This window comes from Bacillus cereus G9842 (genome assembly GCF_000021305.1).
GTDB lineage: Bacteria > Bacillota > Bacilli > Bacillales > Bacillaceae_G > Bacillus_A > Bacillus_A thuringiensis_S.
This window is the reverse complement of the sequence record NC_011772.1, coordinates 2,231,520-2,245,505: the sequence shown is the minus strand read 5'-3', so window position 1 is coordinate 2,245,505 and position 13,986 is coordinate 2,231,520. Positions and strand designations below refer to the sequence as shown.

Below are 13,986 nucleotides of genomic sequence, written 5' to 3'. Positions count from 1 at the left end.
TTTTATACGGAATTTAATCATTTGGAAAATTAAAATACATGATATAATCATTCACAAATCATGATAATAAAAGAGGGATCGCTTATGGAAATGAGACATGTTAAAACATTTTGCGCCATTGTGAAGTATGGTAATTTTTCTAAAGCTGCTCATGCGCTAGGTTATGCGCAATCTACTGTTACAGCACATATGAAAGCTTTAGAGAACGATTTACATATTCCTCTTTTCGATCGGTTAGGGAAAAAAGTGCTACTTACAAAAGCAGGTCATCAATTTCATCCTTATGCATTAGAATTACTTGCAATATATGAAAAAGCGCAAGAAATCCCCCAAAATACAGATTATTTAGAAGGTACATTAAGTATTACATCTAATGAATCATTAGCGGTATACCGATTACCACAATTATTACGTACTTACAAACAGAAAAATCCGAAAGTAAATATCGTACTTGAAACAAACACAAATGAACAAGCATTACAAAAATTACGTGAAGGAGAAACAGACGTTGTCTTCATAATTGGAGAAAGTATAGAACATAATGATTTTATTACGCGTACTTTTAGTAATGAAACATTTGGATGGATTTTACCAGCTTATTCCGCTGCACACGCAAATCCATTCCAGTTATTACAGGACACCCAGTTCATTTTTACAGAACAAAGCTGCGGCTATAGGCCAATGGTAGATCGTTTTTTACGTCAAAGTGGAAATATTCCAGCTAAAACATTTGAAACTTCCAATGTTGAAGTCATTAAACAATCCGTTATGTGTGAATTAGGCATTTCAATTCTTCCTTATATCGTTGTACAAGAAAGTTGCCAAAAAGAACAACTATGTTTTCAGCCTATCGAAACTCCAACCATTATTCAAAGTCATGTAATCTATCATAAATCCAGATGGATTTCCCCGGTATTACAGTCGTTTCTTTCCTTACTTGAACGAGACTAAAATATTAAGACGTACATATAAAAAGAGTAATTGCCTAATAAGCAATTACTCTTTTTCATTAATTAGTATACTATTTATTAGTCTGTCCCCCGCCTGCAATTAATTTACTACCTGAATATGTACCTTTGTTCATAAACACTTGATTAATTAATTCTTTTTGCTCAGCTTCCGACATTACTCCTTTTCCTTCTCCTAAATTCCCGCTTTGTAATTTCCAAATCTTATTGTGATCTGCATCAACTTTTTCATATTTTCCTTGTTTCCATCGTTCTAAAATTTCTACATATGTACTTCCCTGTACAAGATCATTACTCTTTACAATATCAATTAAGCTTTCAATCCGCTCTTGTGTAATAAAAATATAGCCCCACTTTTGATCAGCTTTCGCTTTTTGATGTGCCATTTCATGTAATGCTGTCTGTATGTTCTCATCTGTCCATTTAAAATTTTTATTAAAACCACTATTCGGCAATGAATAATTGCCATTTTCTAAAAGCTTTGCATCTTCTGCTTTTACATTACTATCAGCTAATACTTCTACTGCTGGAGCAGCTGGTGATGCCTTTTTCGCAGCTGGTTTACTATTATTTAAATAATACAGCATACCATATGTTAAACCTACTCCAATTACCGCCATACCAGCTAGAATACCTATTATTTTAAATAGTGTTTTCATCGCGCTTGTTTCCTCCCAAATATCTCTGTTCTTACTACCTAATTACTTCTTATATAAAAACTGTTCCTTCATTCAAAATATCGCATCCCATCCCCTATCATATTATTTATATATACTTCCTCATATTGTATTTCTTTTTCTTTAAAATTGAAAGATTATTCTGTTAAATATTGAAAATATTCTACAAATTTTCCCTTTATATTTATAAAGAAACAAAAAACAACGAGCGCGATAAATAACACTCGTTGTTTTTACTTTATGCACGATTTTCTTTTAACCACTTCGTAATAGCATCTAACCTCGAAACATCAAAACGTCTTTCTTCACAAACATTTAAACTGTTTAAATTCTTTACAATTTCTATTTCATTCGATTTTACACTTTTCGCCTCAATTAATTTACAATACCCATCTGTAACAGAATTTAAATTTTCATAATAACACTGAAACGATTTTGATATATGTAAATGTTTTTCAAAGTTTCTCCTTCTTTTCGTTTCATCAGATACTTTCCGCTTTCTAAGTTCTTCATCGTTCGTATATAAATAAAAATATTGATCCGGAAAACCAATTTCCCTATTTATCATCTTTTCTTTATAAAAATTTTCTATTAAAGATAATGGCTGATTAAATAGATCAAAATGAAAACACCAATTATAACTAAGTGGCTGATATATATCGCCATCGAGTATTACTAATTCATATTGCTCTGACTTCTGAACAGCTATATTCCAGCGCTCAACTTGTTTTTCAAAATACCATGTTCTATGTTCATTTTTTGGCCTTTCAAATAAAGAATTGACTTCAGGTATTATATAAGCACCATAATTCTTTTCTAATTCACGGCACGTGGTACTTTTACCAACAGCGCTTGCTCCCTCAAATGCTATTATCCCCATAGTTTCTCCCTCTTTCATTAACTAAAATTTCGTTGTTTCGCTTTTCTTCCCCATAACTTTCTCCATAAAACAATTGAAGCGACAGTGAGCATGATTGTTGTAATGATACTACCTTCAATTCCGAACGTGCCTCCATGAAGGAATTCGGGGCCATTTGTTGCAGGTTTAAATAGCGGAGTTGAATATATGGTCATCCCGCTAACTGCAAAACCGTAGACGTTATATTGTGCCCAATTCCAAATGGAATGCCATGCGCAAATCCCCCACAGACTACTGTCTTTTAAAACGTAAAAAGCTGCAAATACACCAACTAATATTATATTCGATATTGAAAGAATTGTAATACCTGGATTAAGTAAATGAAGAAAACCAAATAAGAAAGATGTCACAACAATCCCAACCCATATACGACTTCTAACAGAAAGAACCGAGAATAACCAACCTCGTACAATAATTTCTTCCGTTGCCCCTTGTATTAAAAATGCAACTAAAGAACCTACAATACCCAATATAGCGGTTACTGTAATTTTTTGTATTTGTAATGTTACAACTCCTGCTAATAGGAGTAAAATTACTGGTATTGAAATGAAAACAAATCCTATTAATGTACCTCTCAAATATTTTCTTATCCATTGATTTCTCCAAAAACCAATGGATGAAAATGATCTTTTCTCTACAAATCTAATCCATAAAAACACAAAAAATATTGCGCCGCCAAACGTTAATATCATCTCAATGTCGCTATAAATCGCCTTCATAAAAGTTGTTTCTGCTTTCGGTAAAATCAGCATAAACAACATAAATAATTCACCTAAAGTTAAAAATATAATCGCGAGTATGACAGCAAAAACAGGATGAACTTTTCTTCTTCCTTCTTTTGCTGCTTCAATTATTTTAAATTGTTTATTTTGCAATATTCTATCCTCCTAATTATGGTACTCATCAGCAATATTAAAATAATATTTAGCCTTTTATTTAAACTTATTTTTTCATATAAATGATTTTTGTTTGGAATAAATCCAAATTAGGAATAATATATAAATAAAAGAGGTGCCTTTGTGCCTTTACTATTATCACCCAGATTACTCAGTGGTATTACCAGCACTTGCTATTTCCCACCATTTGTTGTAAGATAGTAATTAAGGTCAATTTAACACTATATTTTCTTTGCATATTATCAAGTATCAATCAGGGACAGTTTGTACTCCTTATGGGTTTTTGATAATATGTGAAATTTTATTTTCATTCAAATAAGGCCGATCATATTGTAATTTTTCTACTTTTAGGAGGCATTACCATGACATTAACAGGTAAAGTAAAATGGTTTAACAGCGAAAAAGGTTTCGGTTTCATCGAAGTTGCAGACGGTAACGACGTATTCGTTCACTTCTCAGCTATCACTGGCGACGGCTTCAAGTCTCTTGACGAAGGTCAAGAAGTTAGCTTCGAAGTTGAAGAAGGTAACCGCGGACCTCAAGCTAAAAACGTTGTAAAGCTATAATTCAAACAATAAAAAGGTTGTTACCAGCAAGGTTAACAACCTTTTTAATATATAACTAAAATTTTTTACATAAAAGGAGTGGTTACATGTATCGCAATCGAAAGAACGATGTAGCAGAAGTACCACCAGAACAAACCCCTGTTTGGGAATGTGAATCAGAGGATTGTTTAGGATGGATGAGAAAGAACTTTTCATTTGAAGAAGAGCCTAAATGCCCTTTATGTAAAAGTAGCATGAAAAGCGGAGAACGTTTATTACCTAAATTAGGTTAATTTATAATAAAAAAAACCTCTTTTAATTAAGAGGTTTTTTTATTATAAATTTATGTCCTCAACATCAGTTCGCACTATAGAATACAATAATGCATCGTGTTGCTTATTTCCTTGATGAATATATCCGCGCAATAGCCCTTCCTTTTGGAAGCCAATTTTAGATAACATTCTACAAGAAGTAACATTTTCAGGATATGTAATAGCTCCAATTCTAAACAAACCTAAATCTTTAAATCCATAATCAATAATTTCTCCAGCTGCTTCTGAAGCATAACCATTTCCCCAATAGCGAGGATGCAGATCATATCCAATCTCAGATCGTTTACTCCATAATTGTAAATTGTTTAGTCCAATTGTTCCTATTAAAACGTTCGTTTCTTTTAACACAATTCCCCATCGTATTGCCTTTTTCTCAAAGTAATTTTTTGAAAAAGATTCGATCATACGTGAAGCTTGTCCAAACTCCGTAAAAGAATTCATACCGTAGTAACACGTCACTTCATCCAATGAAAAGATTTCATATATTTTTTGACAATAAGATTGTTCTATTTCAACTAAACGTAAGCGTTCTGTTTCTAATATAGGAAATGCCATAGGATCACTCCTTTCTCTCTACTCATTCATTATATCAGAAAAAATATGTATAATTAGTAAAGTCCTTATTGTTCCATAAATCAAACATTTCTAATGGCACATTCTCTCTTAATTCTATATACACGAATTAGATACCTTCTGATTGCACCTCAAACATGACGCTATAATTTCCATAAATCGAATTTTAAATTATCAAGAACTGTAAAGAAATTGTTTCTTCATTTTCTCCTTCTAAACAACCAACCTACTCCATACATTTATGGTAAAATATAGTTAATATATTATTTTATTGTGGAGGTGTAAATTTCCTATGTATATATTCATCGGCTTATCCCTCTTACTCATATTACTTATTTTTTTATTCGCAAAAAAATTCACACCAAACTCATTCATGATGACTAGCTTTAAAGGCAATAGCTTTAAGACATTTTCAATCGGTATTTTAATCGCTGCCATACTCTCACTTTCATATGGAACTTATCATGTAGTAACATTTCAACCTAGTTATTTAGATATTAAATTTAAAAATCAAAACTACACTATTTTCGGTAATGTAGGCGAATTCGGTTATTTCTCCGAAGAATTATTAAAAAAAGATACAGAAGTTCAACTATATTTCGTCTCTTGGAAAACAAGGCAGTTAAAAAATCCGGTAATACTTATAGAATATCCTTCAGGAAAACAAGAAACATGGGAGCCAAATATCGTATCAATACCGATAAATAAGTTACAAGAAAAACATGATATAAAAGATATTTATCAACTATCACCGTATTCATTTAAAGAGTCTGGAGAAATAACATTAACAATAAAAGAAAACAATGTAAAAAACAATACAATTTCCATTCAAATAAAATAAATAAAAACTGTTCCTCCATTTTGCTGAAGGAACAGTTTTTATTTATTCTACAGTATTATTCATTTAATGTAGCCATTATTTCATTGGCTATATTCTTTCCATTTCCAATACACGCACCAATTCCGACACCATAATATGAGGCACCAGCTAAATATATATTTGGATAAAGATTCGTCATTTTTTCTTGCAATGCTTGAACCGCTTGATTATGTTCTAAATGATATTTCGGCATTAAATCTTTCCAATTTGTAACTTCGACTACTTCTGGTTCACCTTTAATTCCGAGACTCTTTTCAATATCATATAAAGCTACTCGTACTAATTCTTCTTCACTATAATTTTTGATTGTTTCATATACCGGATTGGTGCTCTTATAAAACATTCTTACCAATAATTTTTGTTTACCGGATGTATGTTTCCACTTTCGACTTGTCCATGTACAAGCATCACAATGTAAATCACTGTTTTCCGTTACAATAAACCCTGTGCCGTCAGCTGGTAGTTGTTCATCTAGTATGTCAAATCCTAAGTAAATACTTATAAGAGATGAGTTTTTAAATGTATTAAACTGCTCATTTAACTCATTAGACTGTAATAAAGTTTGTGCTATATCATGCGGAGCTGCTAAAACAACATAATCAGCTTGTATTGTTTCATGATTTACAAAAGAAATCTCATATCGATCTTCTTGTTTACTTACAGCCGTCGTTATAGCACCTTTTTTTACGACAGTTTCAGTAAGCACTTCTTCTAAGCGATTAATTATCGTAGATAGTCCACCTTTAAATGATACGAATTTTTTATTTCCTGCTGATTGAAATTGTTTTTTATTCTCTTCAAAACCTTTAATAATACTTCCATACTTATTTTTATAATCCAGTAAATACGGTAATGTAGATGCCATTGTAAGCTCATTCAATTTACCAGAATATACGCCTGAAAGTACAGGAGCAATTTGTCTTTCCACTAACTCTTTCCCTAAGAAACTTTCTAAAAATAGAGCAAGTGATGTATCTTTCGTAAACTCTTTATTTTTCGTTATGAAATCTTTTAAAGCTACGATTTTCCCTTTCGTTGAGACTAGCGTACTGCTAAACAAAGACTGGGCGCTCATCGGTATCCCAAATATAGTATCAGAAGGAATCGGATGTAACATGTTTTCAGAATATATGTAAGAAATACCCGTTTCATTATATACCATTTCATCTTCTAAATTTAAATCTTTTACAAGTGGCATAACATATTCATTACGAGCAACGATTGAATCCGCTCCTGACTCCATAATGAAATCCTTTTCTTCCACACTATGGATTTTACCACCTAAATACTCTTCTTTCTCAATAAGAATTAAATTTAAATCGATATTATAATCCTTTTTTAATTTTTCTAAATAAAACATAGTAGAAAGTCCCGTTATACCTCCACCGATAACAACAACTGTTTTCATATGTGCTGCGCTCCTAACCGATACAATTAATAATTCCTTTTTATTATAACCAAAAGTCCTTATATTCGACTAGCAAGTTGCGCATTCTGTAAGAAATTAGACAATATATTTGAATATATTTTCAAATTACCTAATAAAAAAGAACTATAACATATACAAACCACGTCATAGTTCTCTTTATTTTAAAAACATAAAGTAATTGATTAATTTGTCTAGTTCTTGACTCAATGCCAATACTTTTTCATGTTGAATTCCATAATCCGATACTAAATATAAAAGTTCTTCTTTTTTTATTTCAATTACTTTTTCTAATTTCGCTAGTTCCATGTCGTTTTACATCTCTCCAAAAATAAAATGTATGTATTTCAGTATAGCCTACTTACATAATTAGTAAAAGTAAAATACGCATGTAAAATCTTACAAATTTGAAAAAATAATATACTACTAACAAAAAAGAAACTAGATTAAGCTCCCTCTTACAGATTATTGACGTTCATTAAGAATTAATAACATACCGGAATTTTTCTAATGTTATATCTTTATAATCTGGAGCTCTCTTTATATGATTAAAATAACTATATGAGAATTTAAATACATGACCAAAATCCCAATCGAATTCACTATAGTCTTTTATCCAAAATATATTTTCAGTTGGTAAAATATTTGCACGTTTAGATTGAATTAAAGGTAATCGATCTATAGGTGAGTGTAAAGTTATTCCCGTATTCAGCTTGAGCTTTTGGCTAGCTCGTAGTACGTATACTAGTTTTAAAAGCGGGCGTATCCCTCGTTGAAATATATCTATATGCCCTAAATCGTACATTATATTAATTGCGTGGGAGTAAGTAAGCAAATGCCCAATTAAATCATGATGCGATTCCGCTCGATAAATACTATTAAATTTCGATAACTCATTTAAAATGAACTGAGATACTTGTGTTGGATTACTCAATTCACTTTTTATCTCATCTTCAAAACTTAATTGTTTTACTTCTTTCGTCGTATAACCAATCCACGATCTACCTGGAATTGTTTTTCGAAATGATAAAATAAGAGTAGTAATCCCTTCAATTGCTTGATTATCGCCCCATTTTTGTAGCTCTTTCATAGCCAATAAACTTAATGACGCATAAATGACGTTATGCCCCACCCAATGAAGTTCATCAATCGTTTGTTCTAAAGATTTTATAATCATATTCTCCGCAATTTGAAAATCTATTTCTTTTTTATCATCAATCATCTCACCAATTTTTTTCTTGTTCAGCATCATCCTTGTTTGCGAATACATATTACGAGCTGTTTCTTCATTAATATTATTATCTTTCATAAAAAAATAACTAGCAATTGCAGCTGCTCCAAAATGCGCATGCCAAATATCATTTGTTTCTTTTTTGCATTGAGAAATAATTGAAAGGCCGCCTTTTAAAATACTTTTGTTTTCCATTTTCTATCTCCCCTAATAAAGTGAAACTTTAATCAGCCCTTACCAATCGGGCATTTATGGGCAGTTAATCCCCCACCTAACTTCTTTACTTTCGCTGAATTTTGAGGGAGGTCTTACTGCCCGTTAATGCAGGATAAAAATCACTATATTTTCACCCTAAAGATGGTGTCAGTACAAATAAAATGTGATTCGATTCATCACTTTTATTCAAAAATCGATGCTTCACATTCGGTGGAATACGTACAACATCGCCTTCTTCTAAAAAATATTCTTTTCCCTCCAATTCCACATACACTTCCCCTTTCATAACAACAGCAATCTCTTCCTTATCTTCATGGGAATAATGGCTTTCTGTTGTGTTTGCTTGTTTATTTAAATCCATCATTAGCATTTCAATACGTGCTTTCATAAAATCAGGTGTTAATACATCATATACAATGTGATTATTGTTTTCCCGATATACTTTTTTTCGATCTTTTTTCTTAGAAATGAGCGAATCTGTATCAATTTCGTTAATAAAAAGTGTAAACAGCGGTACATTTAATGCTTTTGCAATTAATTCCAAAACATTTAAAGAAGGATTAGCATGCCCTCTTTCAATTTGGCTAATTAACGATGTACTAATCCCTGCATAATCAGCGAATTCACGAATTGTCATGTTATTTTTCTTACGGTAACTTAATACCGTTTGTCCAAGCCTATCATGTATCATAGTAAAAATTCCTTTCGTCCATCATAATGCATGTTTCTTTGTCTTTGTGCTGACATACTAAACAAAGGCAAATAATCCTTCCCTATCATCTCTGGGACTTATATACTTACTTTTGTACATTATATCGTATTAAGTTTATTATAATAAACATTCTATCGGAGGGACAAACTTTGAAATCACCTATTCTTTCATATTGCATCTTATTTTTTGGTGTATTCGCCTTATCAACTTCTGCAATTTTTGTAAAATTGGCAGATGCTCCTGCTACAATCATTGCTTTTTACCGATTATTCTTTGCCACACTGATTCTGTTACCGTTATTACTATTTAATAAAAATAGTCGAAATGAGCTAAAAACTTTAACGAAAAAACAATGGGGATTCGGATCCATATCTGGGCTATTTTTAGCTGCACATTATGTACTTTGGTTTGAATCATTACAATATACTTCTGTAGCAAGCTCTACAGTTATCGTAACGCTGCAACCTTTGTTCTCAATGATTGGTGTTTATTTTTTATTTAAGGAGAGATTTACGAAAGGAGCGGTTATTGGTTGCCTCATCGCTATTTCAGGTAGTATCGTTATTGGCTGGCAAGATTTCCAAATTAGTGGAGCAGCTTTATATGGAGATATTTTAGCATTTATCGCTGCCGGTATCATTACTGCTTATTTTTTCATTAGCCAACACGTTCGTAAAGATTTGGCACTTATACCATATTCGGTAATTAGTTATGGAAGTAGTGCTGGCTTTCTTGGCATATTTGCTTTCACGCAACAAGAATCTTTCATCCATTATTCTACACAAACTTGGTTGTGCTTTATTGGATTAGCTTTCATTGCTACAATTTTAGGACAAACCATTTTTAATTGGTTATTAAAATGGATGAGTGCTACTTTAATTTCCATGAGCATTTTAGGAGAAACAATTGGAACTTGTATACTAGCGTACTTTATATTACATGAGACCATTTCTTTACAACAAGGACTAGGAATTACCGTTATTTTTATTGGTTTAGTATTATTTTTATTACAGCCAAATTCTAATAAAAAAGCATGACAGTATACTGTCATGCTTTTAACTATTAATTATGTACAATTAAACCATCCGGTCTAAAACGACTCATCATAATTTCATTAATAAACTTTCCTTGAGCTTTCAAATTCCCTATCTTTACTCCCTCTTCTACAAATCCAAATTTTTCATATAAAGCTTTTGCTTTTGGATTCGTTTCTAACACACCTAGTTCTACTCTCTCTAACATTAACCAATTATCAGCCAGATCAAGCATCTTCGTAAGAAGTACTTTCCCAATTCCTTTATTATGATATTCACTATCGACCCCAATGAATAAATCGCCTGAATGAGATCTTCGTCCCGGACTTTGTGTTAAACCTACAAACCCAACAATTTCTCCATCATATTCTGCAACAAATTCAAATTGATTTGGTGCTAAATTTCGAATTCTATTTTCCATAGCGTCTACACGCATGCTAGGTAAGAAAACCATATACGGTAAAACTTCATCTTGTATACATATACGATGAATTGCTCTAGCATCTTTTATTTCTACTGCTCTAACGTTGATCCCCATCTTTCTCTCCTCCATATAAATAACAATATATTTGTTTGTGTGTATTCTAGAAACGTGTATGAATGACCTTCTCACTCGTATTTCTTTATGTCATTTTCACATAATTATTTCGATATAATACTTATTTTCCTAAAAGATTAACAACTATATGGATATGGTTAACTTTTCACCTTGTTATATAAATTAAGCAAATTTTCAATCAGAATACCATTTAGTTTCATGCCGACTATATCACAATTTTCTATTTCAATATTTTTCAGATTACTATTACTTATGGTGCTACCTTCCAAATCACATTTATCGAATACAATAGGTTCCTTCTCATCTCCGAGACTTGTATTTTTAAATTGTACTCCACCTAAAGTCACCAAATTAAATTTACTGCCAGAAAGATTTAAATCTGCATATGATGACCTTCTAAAATTTATATTTCTAAACTTTGATTGACTTACATTACAATTACTCATATTCGTATTCATTATATTGCTACCAACAAATGAACTGTTTTTTAAATTCACTTGATAATACTCTGTATTTGCTAAATTACAGTTTTCGTATTGACTATTTTTCATATCTTTATTTGTAACTACACTCTCTTTGTTTGAGCTTGTTTTTATTCTTTTCACGTAACAATACTCATCTTCCGATTCAAAAATCATTTGGTAACCTATCTTTTTATAAAAGTGATGATTGTTAATTTGTCTACTAGATGTTTCGAGATCCCAAATCTTTATGTTCGGATATTCCTTTTCTATTAATTTCATAACATGTGATCCAATTCCTTTTCCTTGATAAACAGGATCTACAAAAATACGATCAATTCGACCGTACGACTTACCAGAAATCGTAACTATTATCCCTCCGATTATTTCTTTATCCATGACAACTTTGAAAGAATCCAATTCTTCAATGGAATATTCCATCATTTCAACTGAAGAATATCCTGGCGGTTGAATGTTATAATCAATGACATTATCTTGGCCGTATAGCCATTGTTTTGCTTCTGCATCAAATGTTCTTTTCATTATTTCTGTTAATTTCTCAGCATCTAAAATTGTAGCTTTTTCTATAGATAGCATTGTTGTTTTCCCTTTCATTATTACAAACCAACAACTATTGTGAATTCCATAATTATCAATTCACTTTTATTTTTAATGCTTTTCCCATTATTATATATGGAACATCATTTTTACTTGGATGAAATGGCTCTAATACATTTACCCAATCTAATCTTTCATATAACGAACGTGCTTTTTCATTGTTTATTTGTGTTGTTAAAACACTTGTTCTATTTGAAAGCCCTTCTAGTAATTTATTATGTAATTTCGTTCCAAGACCTTCATTTTGGTATTGTGGGTGAACTGCTAACTCTACAAATTCAAAACAATCTTGTAACCATTCGTCTACTTGCTCTAGATGTAACGCTTCTCTCATTAATTGATTATAGTACTGTCCCTCCATTGAGCGATAACCATAAGTAAAGCCAACTACTTCATTTTCATCATTTATTGCTACTATACCTTTAAAACCTGTATATTCTATATGCCTATTCATTCGCTCGATCATTTCATTGAAATTTGTTTTCTCAAATACTTTACAATACAATTTTGCCATATTCCCAATTAAGATTTCATCTTTTTCAATGCTTAAGAATTTCACTTTATTCCCCCCTATTAAAACATTTATATCCTTAAATTTTTAAAAACAAAGAAAATTAATACTAATCACTCTCTTTACTATTAAACTACAAATCACCCTATATTTTCCACAATTACTTAGTATTAATGAATAAAAGAAGAGACCATGTAATATCAACATGTTCTCTTCTTTTATTCATTTTCAATTTTATCCCGCTATTTGCCGGACAGTAAGACCCCCACCTCAAAATTCAGCAAAAGCAAAGAAGTTAGGTGGGGCCCTGCTGCCCGTGAACGCCCGATTGGTGAGGGCTGAACCCCCCCACTGATTAAAGTTTCACTTTATATAATTAAAAATTAGATATTACTTAAGCCACTCGTTGCAAGTATTACTTAACTGCTGTAAATCTTCTATAAATTGACTCGCATCATATCCATCACAAACCGAATGATGTACTTGCAATGAAACTGGTAGCATAACCTTATTTCCTTCGTTAAAATATTTCCCACAAGTTATAATTGGCAATAGAAATTTTTCATCATTATTAATATTAAGATTAAATCCAGTAAAACTAGTCCAAGGTATGCTAGAAATCGGAAATACATTAGGCGGAATATTTTCTTTCGTGAAAAGACCATGAACATTAGCATAGCATCTCATATCGTCTTCATAATTTTTATAGAAAGTGCGGAAATCACTTGAATAATCCGTCCATATACTTGAAAAAGACTTATCATCTTTATGAAAGATTGTATAATTCGGTATCATTTCCTCCCAATAGCCTAAAACTCCTTCATCGTTAAAACATGTTCGAAATTTTTTATGATTATTTACTACTCTAGAAATTAAATATATAAAAACGGGATAAAATTTTATTCCCTTTTGATATACTTCCTCTAATAACATCGTGATATCAACATTCACAGTCATACTAAATGTACATTTCAACTTTAAATAATGCTCAAAATACTGCTCTCTATTCCAATCTTCTCTATCAATTACATGGAACTTCATTCTAATAGCCTCCTAAAATTTTCTTTTTATTTTAGAAGGCTAATTCCCTTGCTTTCACCATAATTGTTCACTCCTAACAGTGTACATTTCACCCTAATTATTTATTTAATTATATAACATATGTAAGAATCAATTCACATATTTCTGGAAATCCATCCACATACTATAGATAAATCAAATGAAATTTGGAGGATACATACATGAATAACAAAAATATGAATAAAAAAGAAAATGTTACTGAAAACACTACATCTATTCAAAATAATAATACTGCAAACCTTACTATCGAAGAACAAGCAATGAACGGCTTATACGGAATGCCCGAAACAACAATTGAAGATGCTGATCACGCTTCAGCTGATGATTTGACTTCAAAAAATTAATTAA

General features: G+C 31.4%; 18 protein-coding genes. 6 read left to right on the top strand and 12 right to left on the bottom strand.

Annotated features, from left to right (window positions below; all coding sequences use genetic code 11):
- Positions 1 to 84 precede the first annotated feature (84 nt).
- Complete coding sequence (locus BCG9842_RS11315) at positions 85 to 951, top strand: LysR family transcriptional regulator (RefSeq protein ID WP_000425889.1); 867 nt, start codon at positions 85 to 87, stop codon at positions 949 to 951.
- A 70-nt stretch (positions 952 to 1,021) separates the two neighbouring features.
- On the opposite strand, the gene BCG9842_RS11310 is transcribed toward BCG9842_RS11315, so the two are convergent.
- From BCG9842_RS11310 to BCG9842_RS11300, 3 genes are all read right to left on the bottom strand, one after another.
- A complete protein-coding gene (locus tag BCG9842_RS11310; protein WP_000853597.1) occupies positions 1,022 to 1,627 on the bottom strand; it encodes a PRK06770 family protein in 606 nt (201 codons plus the stop codon).
- Between the two features lie 256 nt (positions 1,628 to 1,883).
- The gene (locus BCG9842_RS11305; protein ID WP_003309476.1) at positions 1,884 to 2,543 is read right to left on the bottom strand and encodes an AAA family ATPase; all 660 of its coding nucleotides are present in this window, start codon (positions 2,541 to 2,543) and stop codon (positions 1,884 to 1,886) included.
- Positions 2,543 to 3,439: a CPBP family intramembrane glutamic endopeptidase gene (locus BCG9842_RS11300; protein WP_001180192.1), complete on the bottom strand. Its 897-nt coding sequence runs from the start codon at positions 3,437 to 3,439 to the stop codon at positions 2,543 to 2,545. The genes BCG9842_RS11305 and BCG9842_RS11300 overlap by 1 nt, the downstream gene beginning before the upstream one ends.
- 383 nt (positions 3,440 to 3,822) lie before the next feature.
- Here BCG9842_RS11300 and cspD point away from each other — a divergent pair, with 383 nt between their 5' ends.
- A complete protein-coding gene (gene cspD, locus BCG9842_RS11295; protein WP_000176366.1) occupies positions 3,823 to 4,026 on the top strand; it encodes a cold-shock protein CspD in 204 nt (67 codons plus the stop codon).
- 86 nt (positions 4,027 to 4,112) lie between these two features.
- Positions 4,113 to 4,298: a cold-shock protein gene (locus BCG9842_RS11290; RefSeq protein ID WP_000286203.1), complete on the top strand. Its 186-nt coding sequence runs from the start codon at positions 4,113 to 4,115 to the stop codon at positions 4,296 to 4,298.
- A gap of 42 nt (positions 4,299 to 4,340) precedes the next feature.
- Here the strand turns inward: BCG9842_RS11290 and BCG9842_RS11285 are convergent, their stop codons facing one another.
- Positions 4,341 to 4,892, bottom strand: coding sequence for a GNAT family N-acetyltransferase (locus tag BCG9842_RS11285; protein ID WP_000885387.1), 552 nt, complete (start codon positions 4,890 to 4,892; stop codon positions 4,341 to 4,343).
- Positions 4,893 to 5,202: 310 nt separating this feature from the next.
- Here BCG9842_RS11285 and BCG9842_RS11280 point away from each other — a divergent pair, with 310 nt between their 5' ends.
- Positions 5,203 to 5,751 carry a hypothetical protein gene (locus BCG9842_RS11280; RefSeq protein ID WP_000275242.1) on the top strand — a complete coding sequence of 183 codons (549 nt, stop codon included), beginning with the start codon at positions 5,203 to 5,205 and terminating at the stop codon, positions 5,749 to 5,751.
- Between the two features lie 55 nt (positions 5,752 to 5,806).
- Here BCG9842_RS11280 and BCG9842_RS11275 read toward each other — a convergent pair whose 3' ends face one another.
- The 4 genes from BCG9842_RS11275 to BCG9842_RS11260 form a co-directional block, all read right to left on the bottom strand.
- Entirely contained in the window at positions 5,807 to 7,198 is a 1,392-nt protein-coding gene (locus tag BCG9842_RS11275; RefSeq protein WP_000860361.1) for a protoporphyrinogen oxidase, read from the bottom strand.
- A gap of 177 nt (positions 7,199 to 7,375) precedes the next feature.
- Complete coding sequence (locus tag BCG9842_RS11270) at positions 7,376 to 7,525, bottom strand: aspartyl-phosphate phosphatase Spo0E family protein (protein WP_000417698.1); 150 nt, start codon at positions 7,523 to 7,525, stop codon at positions 7,376 to 7,378.
- Between the two features lie 169 nt (positions 7,526 to 7,694).
- Positions 7,695 to 8,642: a hypothetical protein gene (locus BCG9842_RS11265; protein WP_000428903.1), complete on the bottom strand. Its 948-nt coding sequence runs from the start codon at positions 8,640 to 8,642 to the stop codon at positions 7,695 to 7,697.
- Positions 8,643 to 8,793: 151 nt separating this feature from the next.
- Entirely contained in the window at positions 8,794 to 9,354 is a 561-nt protein-coding gene (locus BCG9842_RS11260) for a helix-turn-helix domain-containing protein (protein ID WP_000581034.1), read from the bottom strand.
- Between the two features lie 170 nt (positions 9,355 to 9,524).
- Between BCG9842_RS11260 and BCG9842_RS11255 the strand changes: the two genes are divergently transcribed.
- Positions 9,525 to 10,412: a DMT family transporter gene (locus tag BCG9842_RS11255; RefSeq protein ID WP_000841798.1), complete on the top strand. Its 888-nt coding sequence runs from the start codon at positions 9,525 to 9,527 to the stop codon at positions 10,410 to 10,412.
- Between the two features lie 25 nt (positions 10,413 to 10,437).
- Here the strand turns inward: BCG9842_RS11255 and BCG9842_RS11250 are convergent, their stop codons facing one another.
- The 4 genes from BCG9842_RS11250 to catA all read right to left on the bottom strand — a co-directional run bounded on the left by BCG9842_RS11250 (position 10,438) and on the right by catA (position 13,599).
- Positions 10,438 to 10,947, bottom strand: coding sequence for a GNAT family N-acetyltransferase (locus tag BCG9842_RS11250; RefSeq protein ID WP_000512614.1), 510 nt, complete (start codon positions 10,945 to 10,947; stop codon positions 10,438 to 10,440).
- Positions 10,948 to 11,105: 158 nt separating this feature from the next.
- A complete protein-coding gene (locus BCG9842_RS11245) occupies positions 11,106 to 12,044 on the bottom strand; it encodes a GNAT family N-acetyltransferase (protein ID WP_003309472.1) in 939 nt (312 codons plus the stop codon).
- A gap of 37 nt (positions 12,045 to 12,081) precedes the next feature.
- Positions 12,082 to 12,606: a GNAT family N-acetyltransferase gene (locus tag BCG9842_RS11240; protein ID WP_000670761.1), complete on the bottom strand. Its 525-nt coding sequence runs from the start codon at positions 12,604 to 12,606 to the stop codon at positions 12,082 to 12,084.
- A gap of 342 nt (positions 12,607 to 12,948) precedes the next feature.
- Complete coding sequence (gene catA, locus BCG9842_RS11235; RefSeq protein WP_000668530.1) at positions 12,949 to 13,599, bottom strand: type A chloramphenicol O-acetyltransferase; 651 nt, start codon at positions 13,597 to 13,599, stop codon at positions 12,949 to 12,951.
- A gap of 200 nt (positions 13,600 to 13,799) precedes the next feature.
- On the opposite strand from catA, the gene BCG9842_RS11230 reads away from it, so the two are divergent.
- Positions 13,800 to 13,982, top strand: a complete 183-nt coding sequence (locus BCG9842_RS11230; RefSeq protein ID WP_001060661.1) for a DUF4021 domain-containing protein — start codon at positions 13,800 to 13,802, stop codon at positions 13,980 to 13,982.
- The last annotated feature ends 4 nt before the right edge of the window (positions 13,983 to 13,986 follow it).

What these genes read in the sequence shown, in the direction of transcription:
- BCG9842_RS11315 (WP_000425889.1), top strand. Translation starts at nt 85, where the DNA reads ATGGAAATGAGACATGTTAAAACATTTTGCGCCATTGTGAAGTATGGT.
- BCG9842_RS11310 (WP_000853597.1), bottom strand. Translation starts at nt 1,627, where the DNA reads ATGAAAACACTATTTAAAATAATAGGTATTCTAGCTGGTATGGCGGTA.
- BCG9842_RS11305 (WP_003309476.1), bottom strand. Translation starts at nt 2,543, where the DNA reads ATGAAAGAGGGAGAAACTATGGGGATAATAGCATTTGAGGGAGCAAGC.
- cspD (WP_000176366.1), top strand. Translation starts at nt 3,823, where the DNA reads ATGACATTAACAGGTAAAGTAAAATGGTTTAACAGCGAAAAAGGTTTC.
- BCG9842_RS11290 (WP_000286203.1), top strand. Translation starts at nt 4,113, where the DNA reads ATGTATCGCAATCGAAAGAACGATGTAGCAGAAGTACCACCAGAACAA.
- BCG9842_RS11285 (WP_000885387.1), bottom strand. Translation starts at nt 4,892, where the DNA reads ATGGCATTTCCTATATTAGAAACAGAACGCTTACGTTTAGTTGAAATA.
- BCG9842_RS11280 (WP_000275242.1), top strand. Translation starts at nt 5,203, where the DNA reads ATGTATATATTCATCGGCTTATCCCTCTTACTCATATTACTTATTTTT.
- BCG9842_RS11275 (WP_000860361.1), bottom strand. Translation starts at nt 7,198, where the DNA reads ATGAAAACAGTTGTTGTTATCGGTGGAGGTATAACGGGACTTTCTACT.
- BCG9842_RS11270 (WP_000417698.1), bottom strand. Translation starts at nt 7,525, where the DNA reads ATGGAACTAGCGAAATTAGAAAAAGTAATTGAAATAAAAAAAGAAGAA.
- BCG9842_RS11265 (WP_000428903.1), bottom strand. Translation starts at nt 8,642, where the DNA reads ATGGAAAACAAAAGTATTTTAAAAGGCGGCCTTTCAATTATTTCTCAA.
- BCG9842_RS11260 (WP_000581034.1), bottom strand. Translation starts at nt 9,354, where the DNA reads ATGATACATGATAGGCTTGGACAAACGGTATTAAGTTACCGTAAGAAA.
- BCG9842_RS11250 (WP_000512614.1), bottom strand. Translation starts at nt 10,947, where the DNA reads ATGGGGATCAACGTTAGAGCAGTAGAAATAAAAGATGCTAGAGCAATT.
- BCG9842_RS11245 (WP_003309472.1), bottom strand. Translation starts at nt 12,044, where the DNA reads ATGAAAGGGAAAACAACAATGCTATCTATAGAAAAAGCTACAATTTTA.
- catA (WP_000668530.1), bottom strand. Translation starts at nt 13,599, where the DNA reads ATGAAGTTCCATGTAATTGATAGAGAAGATTGGAATAGAGAGCAGTAT.
- BCG9842_RS11230 (WP_001060661.1), top strand. Translation starts at nt 13,800, where the DNA reads ATGAATAACAAAAATATGAATAAAAAAGAAAATGTTACTGAAAACACT.